Origin of the sequence: Sinorhizobium sp. 8-89 (assembly GCF_030124325.1) — a bacterium.
Taxonomy (GTDB): Bacteria; Pseudomonadota; Alphaproteobacteria; order Rhizobiales; family Rhizobiaceae; genus Sinorhizobium.
Genome location: NZ_JASKLR010000002.1, coordinates 156475 through 175097 on the forward strand (window position 1 = coordinate 156475; position 18623 = coordinate 175097).

Consider the following 18623-nt stretch of genomic DNA (forward strand, 5'->3'; position numbering starts at 1 on the left):
TCGATGTCCCCGTTTTCCACAGTCGATCCACACAACATATAGCGCTCAAACTTCCGTCACAAACCACCCCTTGACGCCCTGAGCCGATTCACGGTTAATGGATTTCACGTTGCGACGGCGGCGGACCGGGAAGTTAAGCGGCCGGTTCATCCCCCCAAATCGTCGGTTCTGGCATGCGACCCACGGGCGTGACCTCGTGTGATCGCGGCAGGGAATTTTTGCGCGATTTTCGGGCCGCCGGGACAATATTCAGGCTGGCATAAATGACTTGTTAATACTATATTTAGTGTTTGCAGCCAGCATCATCACAAGATACAGGGTGACCCAGGGCATGGGTTTCCTTCAAAGACGGAAGCTGGAGCTGGCTGCGGACACCTCGCGGCCAGGCGGGTTAATTGCGCCTTGGCGCATGGCAACAAAGGACACGGGACAATGCAGATCGAACGTCGTTTCACGAAGGCCGGGCAATCCGCCTATGCCGAGATCGATTTCCGCAAGGCGACGAGTGAGATCAAGAACCCGGATGGGTCGATCGTCTTCCGTCTTGAGAACATCGACGTTCCCGCGCAGTTCTCTCAGGTCGCCGCCGACATCCTGGCGCAGAAGTACTTCCGCAAGGCGGGCGTGCCGGCCAAGCTGAAGCGGGTCGAGGAAAACAACGTGCCTTCCTTCCTGTGGCGCTCGGTGCCCGACACGGATGCGCTGAAGGCGCTGCCGAAGGATGAGCAGTACGGCTCCGAAACCGATGCGCGCCAGGTTTTCGATCGCCTGGCCGGCACCTGGACCTATTGGGGCTGGAAGGGCGGCTATTTTGATACGGAAGAGGACGCAGCCGCTTTCTGCGACGAGCTTGCCTATATGCTCGCCACCCAGCGTGTCGCACCGAACTCCCCGCAATGGTTCAACACCGGCCTGCACTGGGCCTACGGCATCGACGGCCCCGGCCAGGGCCACTTCTATGTCGATCCCTTCACCGGCAAGCTGACGAAGTCGAAATCCGCTTACGAGCACCCGCAGCCGCATGCCTGCTTCATTCAGTCGGTTGCTGACGACCTCGTCAACGAGGGCGGCATCATGGACCTTTGGGTGCGCGAGGCGCGCCTTTTCAAATACGGCTCCGGCACCGGTTCCAACTTCTCTCATCTGCGCGGTGAAGGTGAAAGGCTTTCGGGCGGCGGCAAGTCCTCCGGCCTCATGAGCTTCCTGAAGATCGGCGACCGTGCCGCCGGCGCCATCAAGTCGGGCGGCACGACGCGGCGCGCCGCCAAGATGGTCGTCGTCGACATCGACCATCCGGATATCGAGGAATACATCAACTGGAAGGTCAAGGAAGAGCAGAAGGTCGCCGCCCTCGTCACCGGCTCCAAGATCGTCGCGAAGCACCTGAAGGCGATCATGAAGGCTTGCGTCAACTGCGACGGCAGCGACGACGCCTGCTTCGACCCGAAGCAGAACCCGGCGCTGAAGCGCGAGATCCGCGCCGCCAAGCAGGCGCTGGTGCCGGAAAACTACGTCAAGCGCGTCATCCAGTTCGCGCGCCAGGGCTACAAGGACATCGAGTTCAAGACCTATGACACGGACTGGGATTCGGAAGCCTATCTGACCGTCTCCGGCCAGAACTCCAATAACTCCGTTTCGATCAAGGACGACTTCCTGCGCGCCGTCGAGGCCGATGGCGAATGGAATCTCACCGCCCGCAAGGACGGCCGCATCCTGAAGACGTTGAAAGCCCGCGACCTCTGGGAATCGATCTCCTACGCTGCCTGGGCGTCGGCCGATCCGGGCCTGCACTTCAATACGACGATGAACGACTGGCACACCTGCCCGGCGGCCGGCCCGATCCGCGCGTCGAACCCGTGCTCGGAATACATGTTCCTTGACGACACGGCCTGCAATCTCGCCTCGCTGAACCTGATGCAGTTCAAGGATGCCGCCACCAAGCGGATCAACATCGGCGACTACGAGCATGCCGTCCGCCTCTGGACGATCGTGCTCGAAGTCTCGGTGATGATGGCGCAGTTCCCGTCCCGCGAGATCGCCGAACTCTCCTACGAGTACCGCACGCTCGGCCTCGGCTACGCCAATATCGGCGGCCTTCTGATGTCGTCCGGCATTCCCTACGACTCGGCCGAAGGTCGCGCCATCGCCGGTGCCCTGACCGCCATCATGACCGGCATCGCCTATGCCACTTCGGCCGAGATCTCGGCCAAGCTAGGCCCCTTTCCGGGCTTCGCACCGAACCGCGACAACATGCTGCGCGTCATGCGCAACCACCGCCGCGCGGCCTATGGCGAGACCACGGGCTATGAGAGCCTGTCGGTCAATCCGGTGGCGCTCGTCCACGGTGATTGCCCTGACCAGGAGCTGATCGCACACGCCAAGAGCGCTTGGGACAAGGCCGTCGAGCTCGGCGAGAAGCACGGCTATCGCAATGCCCAGGCAACTGTGATCGCGCCGACCGGCACGATCGGCCTCGTCATGGATTGTGACACCACCGGCATCGAACCCGATTTCGCACTGGTCAAGTTCAAGAAGCTCGCCGGCGGCGGCTACTTCAAGATCATCAACCGAGCCGTGCCGGAAGCGCTGCGCACGCTCGGCTACTCGGAAAGCCAGATCGCCGAGATCGAGACCTATGCCGTCGGCCATGGCAACCTCAACCAGGCGCCGGCAATCAACCCGACGACGCTCAAGGCCAAGGGCTTCACCGATGAGAAAATCGAGGCCGTCAACGCTGCGCTGAAGGCCGCCTTCGACATCAAGTTCGTCTTCAACCAGTGGACGCTCGGCGCCGATTTCCTCAAGGGCACGCTGAAAGTCACCGATGAGCAGCTTGCCTCCATCGACTTCAACCTGCTTGAGCACCTGGGTTTCTCTAGGAAGGATATCGAAGCCGCCAATATCCATGTCTGCGGCGCGATGACGCTGGAAGGCGCGCCGTTCCTCAAGGCCGAGCACCTGCCGGTGTTCGATTGCGCCAACCCATGCGGCAAGATCGGCAAGCGCTACCTCTCGGTCGAAAGCCATATCCGCATGATGGCGGCCGCCCAGCCCTTTATCTCGGGTGCGATCTCCAAGACGATCAACATGCCGAACGAAGCGACCGTCGAGGATTGCAAGAACGCCTACATGCTCTCCTGGAAGCTCGCGCTGAAGGCGAATGCGCTTTACCGCGACGGTTCCAAGCTGTCGCAGCCGCTTAACGCCTCGCTGATCGAGGACGACGAGGAAGAGGAAGCGATCGAAGAGCTGATGCAGGCGCCGGCCGCTGCCCAGGCAGTCGCCGTCACCGAGAAGATCGTCGAGCGCGTCATCGAGAAAGTCATCCGCGCCCGTGAAAAACTGCCGAACCGCCGCCAGGGCTATACCCAGAAGGCGATCGTCGGCGGCCACAAGGTCTATCTGCGCACCGGCGAATTCGGCGACGGCCGCTTGGGCGAGATCTTCATCGACATGCATAAGGAAGGCGCCGCCTTCCGCGCGATGATGAACAACTTCGCCATCGCCATCTCGCTCGGCCTGCAATATGGCGTGCCGCTCGAAGAATATGTGGAGGCCTTCACCTTCACCAAGTTTGAGCCGGCTGGCATGGTTCAGGGCAATGACGCGATCAAGAACGCGACGTCGATCCTCGACTACGTGTTCCGTGAACTTGCCGTCTCCTATCTCGGCCGCCACGATCTTGCTCATGTCGACACGTCCGACTTCGGCAACACCGCGCTCGGCCGCGGCATCCAGGAAGGCAAGACCAACCTCGTCTCGACCGGTTGGACCCGCGGCTACAAGCCGACCATCGTCGGCGGCACGGCCGATCGCCAGCTCTCCGAGCCTAAGGGTGCCTCGACCGCCGCACCGGCGCGCGCCTCCGGCGGCGCCACGGTCACCTCGATCGCCGGCAACGCCGTCCGCAAGCTGGAACCGGCGGTAGCGGCTGCTACATCGGAAGTCCTGGCCTTCAAGCGCGACTATGAAGAGCGCGCCGCGGAACTCGCCGAGGAGATTGCCGAAGAAGTCGAACAGGAGGTAACTGCCCTCTTCTCCGACAAGGCCGCCGCGGAAGCCGCATCCGCCAAGGCCGATGCCAAGAAAGTCGAGGCGGAACGCCGCGCCCGCTCGATCATGCAGGGCTATACCGGCAACATGTGCTCCGAGTGCCAGAACTTCACGATGGTCCGTAACGGCACCTGCGAGAAGTGCGACACATGCGGTGCAACGAGCGGGTGCAGCTGAGGCGAGTAGCGCCTCAATCAAGTCGCCGCCCGCCGAGGCAAAAACGATCCCTTCCGGGCGCTTCGGCGCCCGGAATGCTTTGCAGAAGAACAACGGGATTGTCATCACAGAGGACGGGCGCGAGGATACAAGCAGAATCAATCCGGAACTGGCGACCGTCGTCCGGAAAATCGATTGGCGATGTGGTCATGACCTAATGACCACCACTTCCAGAACACGGTCGTCCGTTCAGATTTAATGCCTTGACGTGCGGTCACGAAGACACTGGCGCGTCCCGCCGAATTCTCTTATACACTTGAAATGCTGGGGTCGTAGCTCAGTTGGGAGAGCGCCGCAATCGCACTGCGGAGGTCGAGGGTTCGACTCCCTTCGACTCCACCAAGGCTTTCATTGTCCAGCCCGAAGACATAGGGGACGTACCTAAGACATAGGTGACGACCTCGTGCCAAGGCGCGCGGCTATCTCGGCGAGGTTCTGGCGGAAGGATGACGCAGGGACCGGCCCGGCGGCTGACGGGCCGTGCCGTCAATTGCCGCTTTCCTTGGAAAAGGACGCAAGAATGCTGACGCGCAAAATCCGACCATCGGAGTTGCTCGCGATCCGCAATCTCTATTGATCTAATTACGAGGAGTATGTGCTTCGAGCGCCCGGACCAGTCGCCTTCAACGGCAGGTGCCGGTTAGAGGAGGCCTCCTGCAATTAGCGCGGCGGGACGATACCCTGGTAATACTCCCCTTCGCCTCCGACGTGGACGGTCTTCGTGCACGCCGCGAGAGTCACGACTGCGAGCAACAACAGGATCTTGCGCATAGGCCTCGTACCTTTGCTAACGGATTGACGATCATTGATATTCCGGCCTTGGCGCGGGATCAATTCCCTGCCGGTGACCACGAGCCATTCTTTCACATGCTCAGCGACCGGCGCAGCCATAACGGTGGTGGGAGACGTATCGCTCCACCGTCTGCAGGCATCCTCTCGTGCGGCAGGAGTGAGCGTGCACGTCCATTCAATCGACGCAGCAAAGCGGCGCAGGAAGACCGCTCATGAGCCTTCCTGCGGCCACTCTACTTTCCCTAGGGTTCGGGAAATATTTCTAGAATGGAGTCGGCGGAACGATTCCCGGATAATAGTCCCCCTCCCCGCGTTCGTACCGGTCGATGGTGGTGGACCTTCCGGTTTGCGAGCACGCGCACAGTACAGAGAGCGCTAGCAATAACACGATCACGCGCATTGACCCTTCGTCCTTTCCTGCTGAGTGACGTCCCCCGATGCTCTTGCATTTGCGCAGGATCTGGCGTCCCCCTTTTTTATTGCGACTGTGATTGTACTATGTTGCTCAACCGAAGGTATAGAAAAAGATTTGCTCCCGAACGAGGCAGCACATCGCAGCGGGCGGCCTGGATGTGGTCGCCTGCTTTCCCTCGGCCTCTTCCGCCTCCTTCTTTGAGCTGCTCTCGCCGTCGAGGAAGGACAGGGCCCAAGAGGTTAGGTGACACGAAGATGCCGTAGTGCGTGAGACCGGGCAGGATCGCCAGCCGGTTCTTCGACATGTTCTCGCGCATGTGGCGTCACGTGATTTTTTCGCGAGCCGCGCCGAAAGCCGCAAACGTTACGATTTGCGTAAAATTCCCCCGCCCGATTTCACCGGCTCGCAAGCGAAATCTGGCACAGAAGAAGGATCGTTGAGGTCTGAAGGAAAGGGCGCATTGAGCGCTGGCGAGGCGGAACATCTTGACCCAGGTCGTTACCATCTCCGCGACAACGGCGGCCTACGCGGCGGAAGCCGTCAAGCCTTCCGCTCGCGTGCGCGGTGACGGCCCGACCGACGAGGTGATCACGTTGCTTTCGGCGCGTCGGCAGGAACAGAGCGCGCCGGAACTGGTCGCGAAGGTGAAGGGCGCCCTGCCTCTCGGCCTGATGCTGATCAGCGCCGGCGGCCGACCGCCGCAGCAGACACAGGCCGAAGCGCTGCGCTGCTATCTCGAATACAGGCAGAGCGAAGAGCGCGACGGTAAACGGGGAAGCCGGCAGGACGAACCCGCCGGCGACGAAAAGGAAAGCGGCGATGAGATCGCCGCCATCCTCGATCAGTTCATTCAGCGCGCTTGACGGTCGAGCCGGATCCTATTTGTGCTTGTGGCGGCCCGTGGCAGCGCCGACCGGCAGCACGTAGTCGACCTTGCCCGCCTTTTCGAAGGTGAGCGTCACCGGAACAGTGTCGCCCTCGGCAAACGGCTTCTTCACCTCCATGAACATCAGGTGCAGGCTGCCGCTTGTGAGTTCGACCGTCGCTCCGGCCGGAATGGCGATGCCGTCCTCGAGCTTGCGCATCTTCATGACCTCGTTTTCCATCGTCATTTCGTGCAGCTCGACCCGCCCCGCGGCCGGACTTTCGACCGCGACGAGCCGATCGTCGGAGCTGCCGGTGTTCTTGACGACAAGGCCGCCACCGCCGACCTTTGCGCCGGGCAGCATCGCCTTGACGGCGCCGCCGGAGATTTCGAGGTCACCGGACTCGATCGGACCGCCGGCCATCTGATGCTTGCCATGCCCACCGTGGGCATGTTGGCCGCCTGCGAGCGTCACGGTTATGGTCGGCGCCGGGCTCTTGAGTTCATGAGCGTTCTGACCTTCGGCCGCCACCTGATCCCAAACCACTTTGCCCTCGGTGCCGCAAAGCTGCGTTGTCGGAAAGGCGAGAACCGTCTCCTTGTCGAAGCCGGACAGTTTGCCCCGGACGGTGAAGGTGTCGTAGAACTCGTCGGGCAGATTGCCGCCCTTCCAACGAATTTCCACCGGTCCGGACGAAACCTCGGTTCCGTGATTGTCATAGGTCTTCTGGTAGTCGCCCTTGACGATTTCCAGTTCCCAGCCGGGCTTCGGTTGCGGTTTGGCGAAGACAAAGCCTTCCGGCAGCTTCACTTGCACTTCCGTCGTCGCCTTGCCGTCGCAGCCGTGCGGGACCTGGAGAACAGCCTTGAAGGTCGTTTCGACGGGCGCACGGTTGTTTTCGAAGGTAGCGTGCGCATGCGCCATGCCTGCGGCGGCAAGCGAGAGGCTGGCGGCAAGCAGGATGAATTTGGTCTTGGTCATGTCGTAATCTCCAAACCACGCGGCCTCTAACCTCGGGCCTTCGTGGTCAATGCCGCCTCGGCGGCCGAATGAAAAATGGAATGCGTCAGGAGAAGGTTACGACGGATGTTGGGGGCCCGCGTGACGGCGGCAGCAGCCGCAGGGGAGTAAGCGCCACTTCGGCCTTGCGGATAGGCGCCTTGGCAAACCAGTTGCCGTTTTCGGCGGGCGCGCCTTGTTCGGGCGGCGCCGGCAACAGCACCGATCCGGCCAGCCTGCAGGCTTCGCAAATGGGCGCGATCCCGGACGAGCTGTCCTGTCCGGTATCATGATCGACGCCTTCCGCGCCGAAGCAGATATCCGCGAATGTGCCGTCGGGCAGCAGATAGTCGACGGCAACCGCCGGGTTTGGTGCTTTGGAGAGAGCCGGCTTGTGGGCGAAAGACAGGAAAACGAGCGCAAAGGCGGCGAGCACCCGCACCGCAATCCGCCATTTATCCACGCGCCTTGCCATAGTCCCCTCTTGGTTACCCCCAACCGGGAGGAATTGCAAAGGCCGAATTGCCGCAGGTCGCTATCGCCAATGATGAAGCCACGGCGACAAAAATGTGTTTGGTCGCGACATAGGCTCTTGCCAAAATCCGGGCTTCGCCGTTATCTGGGAACGATCTTGTTGGGAGAAGCCGGTTTAGTCCGGTGCCGAAGGAGCAACCGCCCCGGAAACTCTCAGGCCAAAGGACCAGCAAGGTGCCGGTAGGACTCTGGAGAGAAGCGTTTACGCTCGCCGAAGGGATAACAATCTCAGGCAAAGGGACAGAGGGGGCTCAAAATTGTCGGCGTTCGACGCCGGTAGTGTGAGCCGGCGCGAGATGCGCCAGACCTGGAGGCCGGATTTGGAAGAGATCTCCCATTTGAAGCACACGCCGCTGCACGCGTTGCACCTTTCGCTCGGTGCGCGCATGGTGCCCTTTGCCGGCTACGACATGCCGGTGCAATATCTGGAAGGCGTGCTCAAGGAACACCTGCACACCCGTGCGGCAGCGGGCCTCTTCGATGTGTCGCACATGGGCCAGATCATCGTGCGGCCGAAATCCGGCCGTATCGAGGACGCGGCGCTGGCGCTCGAAAAACTGGTGCCAGTCGATGTCCTCGGCCTGGCAGAGGGCCGCCAACGCTATGGCCTTTTCACAAACAATGAAGGCGGCATTCTCGATGATCTGATGATAACCAATCGCGGCGACCATCTCTTTCTCATTGTCAACGCCGCCTGCAAGGATGCGGATTTCGACCATCTGAAGAAGGGGCTCGGCGATACCTGCGACGTCACAATGCTCGATGATCGCGCGCTTGTAGCACTGCAGGGGCCGCGCGCGGAAGCCGTGCTCTGCGAGCTCTGGGCCGATGTCGCCGCCATGCGTTTCATGGACGTGGCGGAAGCCGATCTACACGACGTGGCCTGCATCATCTCCCGCTCCGGCTACACCGGCGAGGACGGTTTTGAAATCTCCATTCCCGTCGACTCGGCCGTCGATGTGACGCAGCGACTGCTCGAACATCCGGACGTCATGCCGATCGGCCTCGGTGCCCGCGATTCGCTTCGCCTCGAGGCGGGCCTTTGCCTTTACGGCAACGACATCGACACTGGCACGACGCCGGTGGAGGCGGCGCTCGAATGGGCGATTCAGAAGAGCCGCCGCGCGGGCGGTGATCGCGCCGGTGGTTTCCCCGGCGCTGAGCGCATCCTAGCTGAATTTGCCAACGGAGCCAAGCGCCGCCGCGTCGGGTTGAAGCCCGAAGGTCGCGCACCCGTTCGCGGCGGGGCCAAGGTTTTTGCGGATGCCGAGGGCAATATGACGGTGGGTACCGTCACCTCCGGCGGGTTCGGCCCCAGCGTCGATGGCCCAATTGCGATGGGTTACGTCGATGCGGCCCACGCCGGCAACGGCACGAAACTATTTGCGGAGGTGCGGGGCAAATATCTGCCGCTTGCCGTCGCCGCCCTGCCCTTTGTCAAACAAACCTACAAACGCTGATCAGGAGAGCGCGCTAATGCTGAAATTTACGGAAGAACACGAATGGCTGAAGATCGAAGGTGACGTCGCGACCGTCGGCATCACCGAGCATGCCGCCGGTCAGCTCGGCGATCTCGTCTTCGTGGAACTGCCGGAAGCGGGCGCCTCCTTCGCCAAAGGCGATTCGGCTGCGACGGTCGAATCCGTGAAGGCGGCCTCCGACGTTTATTGTCCGCTCGACGGGGAGATCATCGAGGTCAACCAGGCGATCGTCGACGACCCGTCGCTCGTCAATAGCGATCCGCAGGGTGCGGCGTGGTTCTTCAAGCTGAAACTCGCCGATCCGAGTGCGGCCAACGCCCTTCTCGATGAAGCGGCCTACAAGGAGCTCGTCGCCTGATGAGCATGCCGAAAGACTTCACCTTTACCGACTACAAGCCTTACGATTTCGCCAATCGGCGTCACATCGGCCCCTCGCCCGCGGAAATGGAAGAGATGCTGAAGGTCGTCGGCTATCCGAGCCTTGACGCCCTCATCGACGATACGGTTCCCCCGGCGATCCGGCAAAAGACGCCGCTCGTCTGGGGCACGCCGATGACCGAACGCGAGGCGCTCGACAAGCTGCGCGAAACGGCGAACCGCAACCAGAAACTGGTCTCGCTGATCGGCCAGGGCTATTACGGCACGATTACGCCGCCGGTCATCCAGCGCAACATTTTGGAAAACCCGGCCTGGTACACGGCCTATACGCCTTATCAGCCCGAGATCAGCCAAGGCCGGCTCGAGGCCCTGCTCAACTATCAGACGATGGTCTGCGATCTGACGGGCCTCGATGTCGCGAACGCTTCGCTGCTCGACGAGGCGACGGCCGCCGCCGAAGCCATGGCGATGGCCGAGCGCGTCGCGAAGTCCAAGGCAAAAACTTTTTTCGTCGACGAGAATTGCCATCCCCAGACGATCGCCCTTCTGAAGACCCGCGCCGCACCGCTCGGCTGGCAAGTGGTCGTAGGCGACCCCTTCGCAGATCTCGATGTTGCCAATGTCTTTGGCGCGATCTTCCAGTATCCGGGCACCTACGGTCACGTCCGCGATTTCACGGCGCTGATCTCCAAGCTGCACGAGCAAGGCGCGATCGCAGCTGTTGCCGCCGATCCGTTGGCGCTGGCGTTGCTAAAGTCCCCCGGCGAAATGGGCGCCGATATCGCTGTCGGCTCGACGCAGCGTTTCGGCGTCCCTGTCGGCTATGGCGGTCCGCACGCGGCCTATATGGCCGTCAAGGACGCCTACAAGCGTTCTATGCCCGGCCGCCTCGTTGGCGTTTCGATCGATTCGCGCGGCAACCGCGCCTACCGTCTGTCGCTGCAGACGCGCGAACAGCACATTCGCCGCGAAAAGGCGACGTCCAACATTTGCACGGCGCAGGTACTGCTTGCGGTGATGGCGTCGATGTATGCCGTCTTCCACGGCCCGAAGGGCATCAAGGCGATTGCGCAGAGCGTCCACCAGAAGACGGTGCGTCTCGCGATGGGACTGGAAAAGCTTGGCTACACCGTCGAGCCGGATGTCTTCTTCGACACGATCACCGTCGAGGTCGGAAAGCTGCAGGGCATCATCCTGAAGACGGCGGTCGCCGAGGAAGTGAACCTTCGCAAGATTGGCAACACGAAGATCGGGATAAGCCTCGACGAACGCTCGCGGCCCGTGACGCTTGAGGCCGTCTGGCGTGCCTTCGGCGGCGATTTCAAGGTGGAAGAGTTCGAGCCGGGCTATCGCCTGCCGCAGCCGCTGCTGCGCACCAGCGAGTATCTCACCCATCCGATCTTCCACATGAACCGCGCCGAAAGCGAGATGACGCGCTACATCCGCCGCCTCGCGGACCGGGACCTCGCGCTCGACCGGGCGATGATCCCGCTCGGCTCCTGCACGATGAAGCTCAACGCCACGGCTGAGATGCTGCCGATCAGTTGGCCGGAGTTTTCCGAAATTCATCCCTTCGCTCCGGCGGACCAGGCGCTCGGCTATCGCCACATGATCGAGGATCTGTCGCAAAAGCTTTGCGCCGTCACCGGATATGACGCGATTTCGATGCAGCCGAATTCGGGAGCGCAAGGTGAATATGCCGGCCTTTTGACGATCCGCGCCTATCATATCGCCAACGGCAACGGCCATCGCGACGTCTGCCTCATCCCGACCTCGGCGCACGGCACCAATCCTGCGTCCGCGCAGATGGCCGGCATGAAGGTGGTGGTCGTCAAGGTTAGCGACATCGGCGAAATCGACATGGACGATTTCCGCGCCAAAGCCGAGCAATATGCGGACAATCTCTCCTGCTGCATGATCACGTACCCGTCCACGCATGGCGTGTTCGAGGAGAACGTCCGCGAGGTCTGCGAGATCGTTCACAAGCATGGCGGCCAAGTCTATATGGACGGCGCCAACATGAATGCCATGGTCGGTCTTGCCCGGCCGGGCGACATCGGCTCGGACGTCAGCCACCTGAATCTGCACAAGACCTTCTGCATTCCGCACGGGGGCGGCGGCCCGGGCATGGGGCCGATCGGGGTAAAGGCGCATCTCGCTCCCTTCCTCCCCGGTCATCCGGAAACGGACGGGCATGAGGGGGCAGTATCGGCGGCTCCTTTCGGTTCGGCCTCGATCCTGCCGATCTCCTGGAGCTACTGCCTGATGATGGGTGGCGAAGGCCTGACCCAAGCGACCAAGGTGGCGATTCTTAACGCCAACTACATCGCCGCGCGACTGAAGGGTGCTTACGATGTGCTCTACAAGTCGGCAAAGGGTCGCGTTGCGCATGAATGCATCATCGACACGCGTCCGCTCGCCGACAGCGCGGGCGTTACGGTCGACGACGTCGCCAAGCGATTGATCGACTGCGGCTTCCACGCGCCGACCATGAGCTGGCCGGTCGCCGGCACGCTGATGATCGAGCCGACAGAGTCGGAAACCAAAGCGGAACTCGACCGCTTCTGCGATGCGATGCTGGCGATCCGCGAGGAAGCCCGCGCCATCGAGGAAGGCCGGATGGACAAAGTCAACAATCCGCTGAAGAACGCGCCTCACACGGTCGAAGACCTCGTCGGCGATTGGGACAGACCCTATTCTCGCGAACAGGCCTGCTTCCCGCCGGGCGCCTTCCGGGTCGACAAGTACTGGTCGCCGGTCAACCGCGTCGACAACGTTTATGGCGACCGCCACCTCGTCTGCACCTGCCCGCCGATCGAGAGCTACGCCGAAGCGGCGGAATGAAATGACGCGGCGGAGTGTGCCTTCGCACACCCCGCCCTTCAGAGACGAAGTTATCGAGCAAGGACGGCTTCGAACAGCAACGAAAAAGCCCGGCAAGAAGCCGGGCTTTCAATCCACCGGTTACGTGAACTCTCAGTTCGCGCGAACCACGGCATCGCCCTTGGCCGCAAGCACCGCCAGATCCGCCGGCTTCAGTTCGACGGACTCGCCGCAGCCGCAGGCGGACGTCTGGTTCGGGTTGTTGAAGGTGAAACCGGAGCGCAACGGCGTCACTTCGAAATCCATCTGAGTGCCGAGCAGGTAAAGCACGGCCTCGGGCGCGACCCAGACCTTCGCATCCAGATGTTCGACCAAGTCGTCCTTGCTGTTTGGCTCGGTCACGAGATCGACGGCATATTCCATGCCGGCGCAACCGCCCTTCTTGATGCTGACGCGGATGCCCTTGGCATCGCCTCCAGCATTCTCAACGATCGACCGCACGCGGCCCGCGGCGGCATCGGTCAAGCTCATTATGGCAAAGCCCATCGGCTTCTTCTCCTTCACGTCGCCGGGGTAAAGGCCCGGCGCCTTCCAGAATCTAATGTAATGCCCGCGTCTTAACGGATCAATATGAGGCTCAGTACCAGCCGAGCGCGACCTGCGCCTCTTCCGACATGCGGTCCGGCGTCCATGGCGGATCGAACGTCATAGTCACTTCGACGCCTGAGACACCCTCGACAGCGCCGACAGCGTTCTCGACCCAACCCGGCATTTCTCCGGCAACGGGGCAACCGGGCGCCGTCAGCGTCATCTCGATTTTCACCATCCGGTCGTCTTCGATGTCGATCTTGTAGATGAGTCCGAGTTCGAAGATGTCGGCCGGGATTTCCGGATCGTAGACCGTCTTCAAAGCGGCGATGATGTCATCGCTGAGGCGCGCCAGTTCTTCGGCGGGCATGGCCGAATGCACGATGCCCTCGCGGACATCGATCTTTTCTTCCGTTGCGTCCAGGCTCATATCGGCCTCCTTAGATCACCACGATTTTGGATCGATTTGACCGAAAATCATGAACGATCGATTTTAACAAGTCAGAGCGGGATGCGGGCGGAAAACCGCACATATTTTCCGCGTCCCGCCCTACGCGAAAAACTTCCGCGCATGATCCAGCGCATCGGCCAGCGCATCGACTTCGGCCCGCGTATTGTAGAGGCCGAAAGACGCACGGCATGTGGAGGTGACTCCGAAGCGTTTCAAGAGCGGCTGCGCACAATGTGTCCCCGCTCTGACAGCAACGCCGGCACGGTCGATCACCATCGAAATGTCATGCGAGTGAATGCCAGCGATTTCGAATGAAAAAATGCTTCCCTTGCCGGGCGCATCGCCAAAGACCCTGAGCGAGTTGACTGCCGACAGCCGCTCACGCGCATAGGCGGTGAGATCCGCCTCATGCGCCCTGATCGCGTCGCGGCCGATCATTTCCATGTAGTCGAGCGCGTAGCCGAGGCCGATCGCTTGGACGATCGGTGGCGTACCGGCTTCGAAGCGATGTGGCGGATCGTTGTAGGTAACCCGGTCCTCGGTTACTTCCTCGATCATCTCGCCGCCGCCCATGAAAGGCCGCATCTCCTTCAGGCGATCCATCTTGCCGTAGAGCACGCCGACGCCGGACGGACCGTAGAGTTTGTGGCCGGTCATCACGTACCAGTCGCAATCAATGTCCTGAACATCGACCGGCATATGCACCGCACCCTGGCTGCCGTCGACGAGCACCGGAATGCCGCGCTCACGGGCGATGCGGCAGATTTCCTTCACCGGCACAACCGTACCGAGAGCGTTCGACATATGGGTGATGGCGATGAGCTTTGTCCGTTCCGTCAGGCATTTGACGAAGTCATCGATGTGAAACGCGCCGTCCTCGTCGACGGGCGCCCAGACGAGCTTCGCGCCTTGCCTTTCGCGGATGAAGTGCCAGGGAACGATGTTGGAGTGATGCTCCATGATCGAGATGACGATCTCGTCCCCCTCTCCGAGCTTCGGCATGCCGTAGCCGTAGGCAACCGTATTGATCGCCTCGGTCGAGGACTTCGTAAAGATGATGTTGTCAGCCGATGGCGCGTTCAGAAAGCGGCGAACCTTCTCGCGCGCCGCCTCGTAGGCTTCCGTCGCGGCATTGGAGAGGAAATGCAGGCCGCGATGGACGTTGGCATATTCATTGGAATAGGCATGAGCCACGGCGTCGATGACGAGCTGGGGCTTCTGCGCCGATGCACCGTTGTCGAGATAGACAAGCGGCTTGCCATAGACCATCCGCGAAAGGATCGGGAAATCCTTTCTGATCGTCTCGACGTCGTAGGCCGGCACCGGCACCGTGTGTTCCATGTCTTTGTCCAATCAGGCGTGTTTTTCGAGCCAGGCTGAGATTATGCCTTCGAGCGCCTCGACCAGCTCTTCGTCATCTTCCAGCTCTTCAACGATCTCGGCCACGAAAGCGTTGACGAGCATCGCGCGGGCCTTGTTCTCCGGAATACCGCGGGCGAGCATATAGAAGAGTTGCGTGTGATCGATATCGATCACCGTTGCGCCGTGACCGCACTGCACGTCATCGGCGAAGATTTCGAGCTCCGGCTTCGCCGAGAAATCCGCGTCGTCGGACAAGAGCAACGTGTTGCACGACATCTTCGCATCGGTCTTCTGCGCGTCCTTGGCGACCAGGATCTTACCCTGGAATACGCCTTTTGCCCGGTCGAAGACGACGTTGCGGATGATCTCGCTCGAGGTCGTATGCGGCACGTCGTGGCTGAGCGTGAAGGTCACGTCCGTGTGGCTCTCGCCGCCAAGCAGGTTGATGCCGCGCAACGTCAAATCGGCGCCCTCGCCGCTCGCCTTGCCGTGGATTTCCTGGCGCACCAGCTTGCCGCCGGCATTGATGACGAAGAGGTGCAGCTTGGCGTCCTTGCCGAGGTCGAAGCGGATCTGTCCAAGATGCGTGTCCGCCAGGCCCTGCTGCTGCAGAATGATCCAGATCACATCGGCGCGTTCGGCGAGCGTCACATCGCTCACCGTGGAAACGAAGCTTGCTTCCGCGTTCGTCGACAGGTGCCGCTCGATCACCGTCGCCTTGGCGCCGGCACCGAAGAACACCGGAAAACGCGTGTGCGCCTGACCGTGGCTCTGGACGACCTGAATCTCGAGCGGCGCTTCCAGCTCGACATTTTCGGCAACCGCGATTTCGAGACCGCCGCGAACGAGCCCGCCATTGATCCGGCCGATTGCGTCGTCCGCGCCGAGCACGGTGAGACCGACTACCGCCGAACCATCAAGCAGGCTTTCGGTATAGGATCGTGCCGTCACACCCTTGGGAAGGCTCTTGAGGTCGGCCTGGCCGCTGCGAACGGCAAGCACGGACGAACCCGGAACGACGGCCTCGACCCTGTCGGCGAAGGCGGACGGATCGGCCGCGGGCACCGCGCGCAGCAACGTGCGCAGGTCCGTATAGTGCCAGGACTCGATGCGTCGCGTCGGCAATCCGGCAGTCCGCAGCTCATGAACGAGCGTGTCGCGGAGCGACAGCACGGCCCCATCGCCCGGCAGATCGCCGATCTGAGCGGTATAGGCATCGACGAGCGCCGTTTCGGCGGCCGTCATCTTGATAGCCTGTTGCATATTCATTCGAACACTCCTTCAACAGGCGTCAGGCTGCCGCCTCGATGAGATCCGCATAGCCCTTGGCTTCGAGTTCATGCGCCAGCGTCTTGTCGCCCGACTTGATGACCTGACCCTTGTAGAGGACGTGGACGGTATCCGGAACGATATAGTCGAGCAGGCGCTGGTAGTGTGTGATGACGATAACGGCGCGATCCGGCGAACGCAGCGCATTGACGCCATCGGCCACCACCTTGAGCGCGTCGATGTCGAGACCGGAGTCGGTTTCGTCGAGCACACACAGTTTCGGCTCCAGCAGCGCCATCTGCAGGATTTCCGCGCGCTTCTTCTCACCACCGGAGAAGCCGACGTTCAGAGGCCGGCGCAGCATTTCCGGAGCGATCTTGAGCTCGGCAGCGGCTTCCTTGACGCGGCGCATGAATTCCGGCGTCGTCAGTTCGTCCTCGCCGCGATACTTGCGCTGCTCGTTCATTGCCACCTTCAGGAACTGCATGGTGGCGACGCCGGGGATTTCGACCGGGTACTGGAAGGCGAGGAAGATGCCCTTCGCCGCACGCTCGGAAGCATCGAGCTCCAGGATGCTTTCCCCGTTATAAAGGATATCGCCCTCGGTCACTTCATAGTCTTCGCGTCCGGAAAGAATGTAAGACAGCGTCGACTTGCCCGAGCCGTTCGGTCCCATGATGGCGGCGACTTCACCCGCCTTCACGGTCAGGTTCAGCCCGCGGATGATCTCGGTGCCGTCTTCGGCGATGCGTGCGTGCAGGTTCTTGATTTCAAGCATTTTCAATCGTCCTCTTCGGAAGCGAATAGTTTTTTGCGCGCAAGTCCCGTGCGCGTTTTTTCGATAGGTGGTCGAGGCCTTAGCCCACGGAGCCTTCCAGCGAGATGCCGATCAGCTTCTGCGCCTCGACGGCAAATTCCATCGGCAGTTCCTGAATGACTTCCTTGACGAAGCCGTTGACGATCAGCGCGATCGCCGCTTCTTCCGGAATGCCGCGCTGCAGGCAGTAGAACAGCTGGTCCTCGGAAATCTTGGACGTCGTCGCCTCGTGTTCGAACTGTGCGGTCGAATTCTTCGCCTCGATATAGGGCACCGTATGCGCACCGCACTTGTCGCCGATCAGGAGCGAGTCGCACTGGGTGAAGTTGCGGGCGTTCTCCGCCTTGCGGTGGGCCGAAACCTGACCGCGATAGGTGTTGTCCGAAACGCCAGCGGCGATGCCCTTCGAAATGATGCGGCTCGACGTGTTCTTGCCGAGGTGGATCATCTTGGTGCCCGAGTCAACCTGCTGGTGACCGTTGGACACGGCGATCGAATAGAACTCGCCGCGCGAGCCGTCGCCGCGCAGAATGCAGGACGGATATTTCCAGGTGATCGCCGAGCCGGTTTCGACCTGCGTCCAGGAGATCTTGGAGTTCTTGCCGCGGCAATCGCCACGCTTGGTGACGAAATTGTAGATGCCGCCCTTGCCCTCCTTGTCGCCCGGATACCAGTTCTGCACCGTCGAATATTTGATCTCGGCCTCGTCGAGCGCGATCAATTCAACGACAGCGGCATGAAGCTGGTTCTCGTCGCGCTGCGGCGCCGTGCAGCCTTCGAGATAGGAGACATAGGCGCCTTCGTCGGCGATGATCAGCGTACGCTCGAACTGGCCCGTGTTCTTCTCGTTGATGCGGAAATAGGTCGAAAGCTCCATCGGGCACCGCACGCCCTTCGGCACGTAGACGAAGGAACCGTCGGTGAATACGGCTGAGTTCAACGTCGCATAGAAGTTGTCCGTCGGCGGAACGACCGAGCCGAGGTACTTCCTGACCAGATCCGGATGCTCGCGGATCGCTTCCGAGATCGACATGAAGATCACGCCGGCCTTCTTCAGCTCTTCCTTGAAGGTGGTCACGACCGAGACGGAGTCGAACACTGCATCGACGGCAATCCTCGACTTCTGCACGCCGGCAAGGACTTCCTGCTCCTTGAGCGGGATGCCGAGCTTTTCGTAGACCTTGAGCAGTTCCGGATCGACCTCTTCGAGGGATCTCGGCCCCGTCGTGCCCTTCGGCGCGGCGTAGTAGTGAATTTCGTTGAAGTCGATCTTCGGGTAACGGACACGCGCCCAGCTCGGCTCATCCATTGTGAGCCAACGGCGATAGGCGTCGAGACGCCATTCAAGCATCCATTCCGGTTCGTTCTTTTTGGCCGAAATGAAGCGAATGATGTCCTCGGACAGGCCCTTCGGCGCCTTGTCCATCTCGATATGCGTTTCGAAGCCGTATTTGTACTGGTCCACGTCGATCTGACGGACCTGGTCAATGGTTTCCTGCACGGCAGGCATGTCGTTCTCCAATCTTGCCGGATCCAAGGTCCGACAGCTTGTCAACACGATGCGAACTTTGCGCACCGC

Annotated in this window: 13 protein-coding genes, 1 tRNA gene and 1 riboswitch; of the genes, 6 read left to right on the forward strand and 8 right to left on the reverse strand. The window is 61.2% G+C overall.

All coding sequences use genetic code 11. The features are described 5' to 3' along the window. Positions 1–432: 432 nt before the first annotated feature. The 3 genes from QN219_RS05250 (at position 433) to QN219_RS05265 (ending at position 6339) form a co-directional block, all read left to right on the forward strand. Entirely contained in the window at positions 433–4230 is a 3798-nt protein-coding gene (locus tag QN219_RS05250) for a vitamin B12-dependent ribonucleotide reductase (protein ID WP_283998532.1), read from the forward strand. Between the two features lie 305 nt (positions 4231–4535). Next, positions 4536–4611 (forward strand) — tRNA-Ala (locus tag QN219_RS05255). A gap of 1350 nt (positions 4612–5961) precedes the next feature. Next, the gene (locus QN219_RS05265; protein ID WP_283998533.1) at positions 5962–6339 is read left to right on the forward strand and encodes a hypothetical protein; all 378 of its coding nucleotides are present in this window, start codon (positions 5962–5964) and stop codon (positions 6337–6339) included. A 15-nt stretch (positions 6340–6354) separates the two neighbouring features. On the opposite strand, the gene QN219_RS05270 is transcribed toward QN219_RS05265, so the two are convergent. Next, a complete protein-coding gene (locus QN219_RS05270) occupies positions 6355–7323 on the reverse strand; it encodes a DUF1775 domain-containing protein (protein ID WP_283998535.1) in 969 nt (322 codons plus the stop codon). 85 nt (positions 7324–7408) lie between these two features. After that, the gene (locus QN219_RS05275; protein ID WP_283998537.1) at positions 7409–7816 is read right to left on the reverse strand and encodes a hypothetical protein; all 408 of its coding nucleotides are present in this window, start codon (positions 7814–7816) and stop codon (positions 7409–7411) included. Positions 7817–7966: 150 nt separating this feature from the next. Further along, a riboswitch (glycine riboswitch) is annotated at positions 7967–8054 on the forward strand. Between the two features lie 141 nt (positions 8055–8195). Between QN219_RS05275 and gcvT the strand changes: the two genes are divergently transcribed. From gcvT to gcvP, 3 genes are read left to right on the forward strand one after another with little or no spacing between them, the layout of a single operon-like run. Then, complete coding sequence (gcvT, locus tag QN219_RS05280; protein ID WP_283998538.1) at positions 8196–9335, forward strand: glycine cleavage system aminomethyltransferase GcvT; 1140 nt, start codon at positions 8196–8198, stop codon at positions 9333–9335. Positions 9336–9351: 16 nt separating this feature from the next. Next, the gene (gcvH, locus tag QN219_RS05285) at positions 9352–9714 is read left to right on the forward strand and encodes a glycine cleavage system protein GcvH (protein WP_136505500.1); all 363 of its coding nucleotides are present in this window, start codon (positions 9352–9354) and stop codon (positions 9712–9714) included. After that, a complete protein-coding gene (gcvP, locus tag QN219_RS05290) occupies positions 9714–12578 on the forward strand; it encodes an aminomethyl-transferring glycine dehydrogenase (protein ID WP_283998541.1) in 2865 nt (954 codons plus the stop codon). Before gcvH ends, gcvP begins: the two co-directional genes overlap by 1 nt. Before the next feature lie 132 nt (positions 12579–12710). On the opposite strand, the gene sufA is transcribed toward gcvP, so the two are convergent. The 6 genes from sufA to sufB form a co-directional block, all read right to left on the reverse strand. Next, positions 12711–13103, reverse strand: a complete 393-nt coding sequence (gene sufA, locus QN219_RS05295) for a Fe-S cluster assembly scaffold SufA (RefSeq protein WP_283998543.1) — start codon at positions 13101–13103, stop codon at positions 12711–12713. 91 nt (positions 13104–13194) lie between these two features. Further along, positions 13195–13575 (reverse strand): SUF system Fe-S cluster assembly protein, encoded by a 381-nt coding sequence (locus QN219_RS05300; RefSeq protein ID WP_283998545.1) that lies wholly within the window; start codon positions 13573–13575, stop codon positions 13195–13197. Positions 13576–13695: 120 nt separating this feature from the next. Beyond that, entirely contained in the window at positions 13696–14937 is a 1242-nt protein-coding gene (locus QN219_RS05305; protein WP_283998547.1) for a cysteine desulfurase, read from the reverse strand. A 12-nt stretch (positions 14938–14949) separates the two neighbouring features. Then, positions 14950–16227, reverse strand: a complete 1278-nt coding sequence (gene sufD, locus QN219_RS05310; protein ID WP_283998549.1) for a Fe-S cluster assembly protein SufD — start codon at positions 16225–16227, stop codon at positions 14950–14952. A gap of 22 nt (positions 16228–16249) precedes the next feature. Then, positions 16250–17005 carry a Fe-S cluster assembly ATPase SufC gene (gene sufC / locus QN219_RS05315; RefSeq protein WP_269283548.1) on the reverse strand — a complete coding sequence of 252 codons (756 nt, stop codon included), beginning with the start codon at positions 17003–17005 and terminating at the stop codon, positions 16250–16252. A 79-nt stretch (positions 17006–17084) separates the two neighbouring features. Further along, positions 17085–18554, reverse strand: a complete 1470-nt coding sequence (sufB, locus tag QN219_RS05320; RefSeq protein ID WP_283998551.1) for a Fe-S cluster assembly protein SufB — start codon at positions 18552–18554, stop codon at positions 17085–17087. Positions 18555–18623 lie beyond the last annotated feature (69 nt).

Excerpts from the sequence above, each read along its gene's own strand:
- gcvH (WP_136505500.1), top strand. The coding sequence starts at position 9,352 with ATGCTGAAATTTACGGAAGAACACGAATGGCTGAAGATCGAAGGTGAC.
- QN219_RS05305 (WP_283998547.1), bottom strand. The coding sequence starts at position 14,937 with ATGGAACACACGGTGCCGGTGCCGGCCTACGACGTCGAGACGATCAGA.
- sufD (WP_283998549.1), bottom strand. The coding sequence starts at position 16,227 with ATGAATATGCAACAGGCTATCAAGATGACGGCCGCCGAAACGGCGCTC.
- sufC (WP_269283548.1), bottom strand. The coding sequence starts at position 17,005 with ATGCTTGAAATCAAGAACCTGCACGCACGCATCGCCGAAGACGGCACC.
- QN219_RS05250 (WP_283998532.1), top strand. The coding sequence starts at position 433 with ATGCAGATCGAACGTCGTTTCACGAAGGCCGGGCAATCCGCCTATGCC.
- sufA (WP_283998543.1), bottom strand. The coding sequence starts at position 13,103 with ATGGGCTTTGCCATAATGAGCTTGACCGATGCCGCCGCGGGCCGCGTG.
- QN219_RS05275 (WP_283998537.1), bottom strand. The coding sequence starts at position 7,816 with ATGGCAAGGCGCGTGGATAAATGGCGGATTGCGGTGCGGGTGCTCGCC.
- QN219_RS05300 (WP_283998545.1), bottom strand. The coding sequence starts at position 13,575 with ATGAGCCTGGACGCAACGGAAGAAAAGATCGATGTCCGCGAGGGCATC.
- gcvP (WP_283998541.1), top strand. The coding sequence starts at position 9,714 with ATGAGCATGCCGAAAGACTTCACCTTTACCGACTACAAGCCTTACGAT.
- QN219_RS05270 (WP_283998535.1), bottom strand. The coding sequence starts at position 7,323 with ATGACCAAGACCAAATTCATCCTGCTTGCCGCCAGCCTCTCGCTTGCC.
- sufB (WP_283998551.1), bottom strand. The coding sequence starts at position 18,554 with ATGCCTGCCGTGCAGGAAACCATTGACCAGGTCCGTCAGATCGACGTG.